Origin of the sequence: Streptococcus sp. oral taxon 058 str. F0407 (assembly GCF_000235485.1) — a bacterium.
In the GTDB taxonomy this organism is placed as follows: domain Bacteria; phylum Bacillota; class Bacilli; order Lactobacillales; family Streptococcaceae; genus Streptococcus.
Genome location: NZ_JH378893.1, coordinates 1 through 3,329, shown reverse-complemented (window position 1 = coordinate 3,329; position 3,329 = coordinate 1). Strand labels below are relative to the sequence as shown.

Genomic DNA, 3,329 nt, shown 5'->3' with positions numbered 1-3,329 from the left:
ATTTACGCGCAAGGTATTATGATAGTCAGGGAGGCACTTTCTTAACCGAGGATAGCTATCCAGGTGAGGCGACGGACCCTCTCAGCCAGAACCGCTACAGCTATGTGCAGAATAACCCCGTCAACTATACCGACCCGAGTGGGCATAGAATGGTCTGGGCGGTTGATGGTAGTGAACCAAGTCGTCCTCGTCGTATCAATACGCGTCTACAACGCATTTACCAACAAAGTATTGTCGGCCAAGATATACTCGGTCGACCGCTAACACTACGTGAATACACGGATCATCGCATTAAAACCGATCGGACCTTCCGAGCACCAGAAAGTTATTATCAAGCTTTTGGTCCTAATGTGGCAACCTACCAAGGTGGAAGTTACGGAGGACAAAGTTCTAACGCTTATACCCAGCAACAAGCAGCGCGCGCAAGAGCCCAAGCAGAACAGCGTCGTCGTCAACAGATTCGCTATGAATATGGCTTGGCGACAGGACTACAGTCCTTGCCGATAATTCGAGAAGGTCTCAATCTGTATCGTAACTGGAATACGTCTTTACTGAACACATTGAAGCATGTATGCAATCCAAAAACGACTAAGGCATCAGATCGGGGTGTAAATAAAACCTTGTCTATAGCTGACTTTAGAAAGTATGAAGATGCGGCAAGACATGGACTAACTGTTTCTGAAAAAGCTAATATTGATTCAAGTTCTCTTAGTGACCTGAAAAATAAATATGGCAATGTTCTAGGTAACTATAGTACCTATCAAGGTACAGGTTACTTTAATCCGCTTGGTTCAGCTAAAAATAGATATATCATTTCTCGCTATAAAGAATTAAAGGCTATTGAAGATGCTAAGGTAGCTCAAAAAGTAGCTGAGATGAATAAGTATCACTATACTAACTTATACAAGCATATCGCTGAGACAGGGAATCGGATAGATGGGACACCAGCGAGTGATTTAGAGAAAGCTGTCGCTCCATATGTGCCGTGGATTGCGCCGATTCAAGATATGGCAGCTGCGGTTGCCGGTAGACAGGTTGCTAAGTACAATTCTAGTGTTCCGACTGGTAATGGTATGAAGTGGGGAGCGGAAAGTGGAAAAAAATTAAATTTGAATGGTACAGGTTCACCTTACGGCCCCCAACCAGATAATGGATCTCTAAAACCGTTAAGGCCATATGGACCACAACAATATAGTGGATCCTTGCAACCATTGTCAACACTTGATAATTTATCACCAAGACAAATTTCTAATATGAGCTTAGAGAATATCCAGAGAGCTTTACCAAAGGGATGGGAGTTAAAAAATAATAATGGTTTTGTACACATTTATGACAATGTAAATCCTAAACCGATAATTCGAATTGATCCACCAGATTCTAAAACAAATTACCCTCATATGCATTTTTATGATGGTGACCAAAATTCTTTAGATATAAATGGGAGAATAGTTGATTATCGTAGTCCGGAAGCACATGTTCCTTGGATTAATAATCAATAACATCAGAAATTGAGGTAGTATTAATGAAACACTTTGAAATAGAGGAGATACAGGATAAGATAAATCAGACTGACTATTGGGATTGTCGGATTCTAGATTTACAAATATTATATTTTGGAGATGAAGTCCATATATACATAGAAAGTTATAACGAGAATAAAGTAGATTTGGAGGAATGTTGGAAGGTAAGTTTTATTAGTTGTCTGGAATTAGATTATGAAACTGACGCTCAAAGTCGAAAAAATTTTAAAGTAAAAGATTTTGCGAAAAATCAGTTATACACTTGCCAAGAGATATTGCTTGAATATTACGATGATAATTTTTTTAAAACTACGATTGTTTTGGAGGGATTAGTTATGCTAAATATTATTTCTAGAGATGTTATTGTTGCGAAGATCAAACAATCAGAACATGATTTTTTCTGGAAGAGTACTATTTAAATCTTTAATATAGGGGACTAGGAACAGCCTATAAGAAACATTAAGTATGTGTGTAAACATACTAAAATTAAGGCATAAGAATGAGGCTGGGAAAAATCTTTGAAATCATGAAAATGCATAATATCAGGTGTTTCAAACCTTTGATATTGTGCGTTTTAAATTTTGAAAAGAAGAAGTACTGGTAGAACAGAACCTAAAAATTTACAAGAACAGTTGACGATGCACGAAGTGATGTCTAATCCTTTAGAAAATGCAGTTGAACTTAAACTAAAAATGGGTGATACGCGATGGCATTCTTCAGAGGGCTGGGTAAAGATGGAAAAGAAAGTCTCAACATCAAGTGGGAAAAATATTAATATTCATTATGTTTATAATAAAACAACGGGAGAATTCAATGACTTTAAATTCAAAAGTGAATAGGAGGAACTGGAATGGATAATATAGTACTACAATCTGAGTGGTTCGATGAAACAGAAAAATTTTGTGAAGTTAGACTTAGCTGTGAAACAAAGTTTCTAACAATTTATCAATTATGCTACCTCTTTGAAGATGATATGAACAATATATATATTGCCATAGATGAATATATAAACAATCCTCATACACCAAGGAAAATCCTCTTTGGGGATGATAGAGAAGGAGGAAGTGGCTATTTTATTTTCTCGTTAACTCCTATTAATTTTAAAGAAGAGTTAAAAATTGAGGTAGACATGGAAGTAGCTGATAATGATGAGGGCATACACCGATGTCAATTCTATATAAACACTCAATTGGAAAACTTTAAGTATTTCAGAAATAATTTACCTAGATTATTTTCAAAAGATTTAAGAGGAGAAATTAAATTACATGATTATTTTAACTAGAATAGTACTAATTATTTAAATTAACCTCTTCTTTTGTAATACAAACATGCAAAAACTCTCGGGGAAGGATTTCTGATTTCTTTGAGAGTTTTATGTTACACCTATGACCTAGCCGGCAATAAGTTGACTAGCACCGAGACAGTCGATGGTAAGGAGAGCCAGACACGCTTTACCTATGATGACCATAACCGCTTGACCAAACTGGAAGGGCCAGATGGCACCATCACCTATACCTACGATAAGAATGGCAATCGCATCGCTTCTGAGAAGAACTCAGAAAAGCTAGACTACATCTACGATACAGAGAACCGCCTGCTTGCGATCAAGGACAAGAAGGGACTTCTCATGGCTGCGCTCTATGATGGGGATGATAACCGTGTCTTCACTGCCAGTCGCAAAGAAGGCAAGAACACCTATCAGCTCTTCCAACGCAAGCCAAAGGATACCAAGTCAGGTCGTAAGTCGCCATACACAGCCCCAAGTGGGGAAGAAAACTCCCTCTTCTGGTATGGCTTTAGTCAGAATGT

At 37.8% G+C, this 3,329-nt stretch carries 5 protein-coding genes; all 5 read left to right on the top strand.

Features of this window, described 5'->3' with window-relative positions; all coding sequences use genetic code 11:
* Positions 1 to 1,499, top strand: a 1,499-nt coding sequence (locus HMPREF9184_RS09815) for an RHS repeat-associated core domain-containing protein (protein ID WP_009444421.1), incomplete at its 5' end; no start/stop codon positions are given.
* A gap of 23 nt (positions 1,500 to 1,522) precedes the next feature.
* Positions 1,523 to 1,939 carry a hypothetical protein gene (locus HMPREF9184_RS09055; protein WP_000680075.1) on the top strand — a complete coding sequence of 139 codons (417 nt, stop codon included), beginning with the start codon at positions 1,523 to 1,525 and terminating at the stop codon, positions 1,937 to 1,939.
* 219 nt (positions 1,940 to 2,158) lie between these two features.
* The gene (locus HMPREF9184_RS09050; protein WP_000545245.1) at positions 2,159 to 2,359 is read left to right on the top strand and encodes a hypothetical protein; all 201 of its coding nucleotides are present in this window, start codon (positions 2,159 to 2,161) and stop codon (positions 2,357 to 2,359) included.
* 11 nt (positions 2,360 to 2,370) lie between these two features.
* Positions 2,371 to 2,802 (top strand): hypothetical protein, encoded by a 432-nt coding sequence (locus HMPREF9184_RS09045; protein WP_000368855.1) that lies wholly within the window; start codon positions 2,371 to 2,373, stop codon positions 2,800 to 2,802.
* 81 nt (positions 2,803 to 2,883) lie between these two features.
* Positions 2,884 to 3,329: RHS repeat domain-containing protein (locus HMPREF9184_RS09695; RefSeq protein ID WP_001264242.1), on the top strand; the 446-nt coding region annotated here is incomplete at its 3' end.

Coding starts and splice junctions, on each gene's coding strand:
- HMPREF9184_RS09050 (WP_000545245.1), top strand. CDS start 2,159: ATGCACGAAGTGATGTCTAATCCTTTAGAAAATGCAGTTGAACTTAAA.
- HMPREF9184_RS09055 (WP_000680075.1), top strand. CDS start 1,523: ATGAAACACTTTGAAATAGAGGAGATACAGGATAAGATAAATCAGACT.
- HMPREF9184_RS09045 (WP_000368855.1), top strand. CDS start 2,371: ATGGATAATATAGTACTACAATCTGAGTGGTTCGATGAAACAGAAAAA.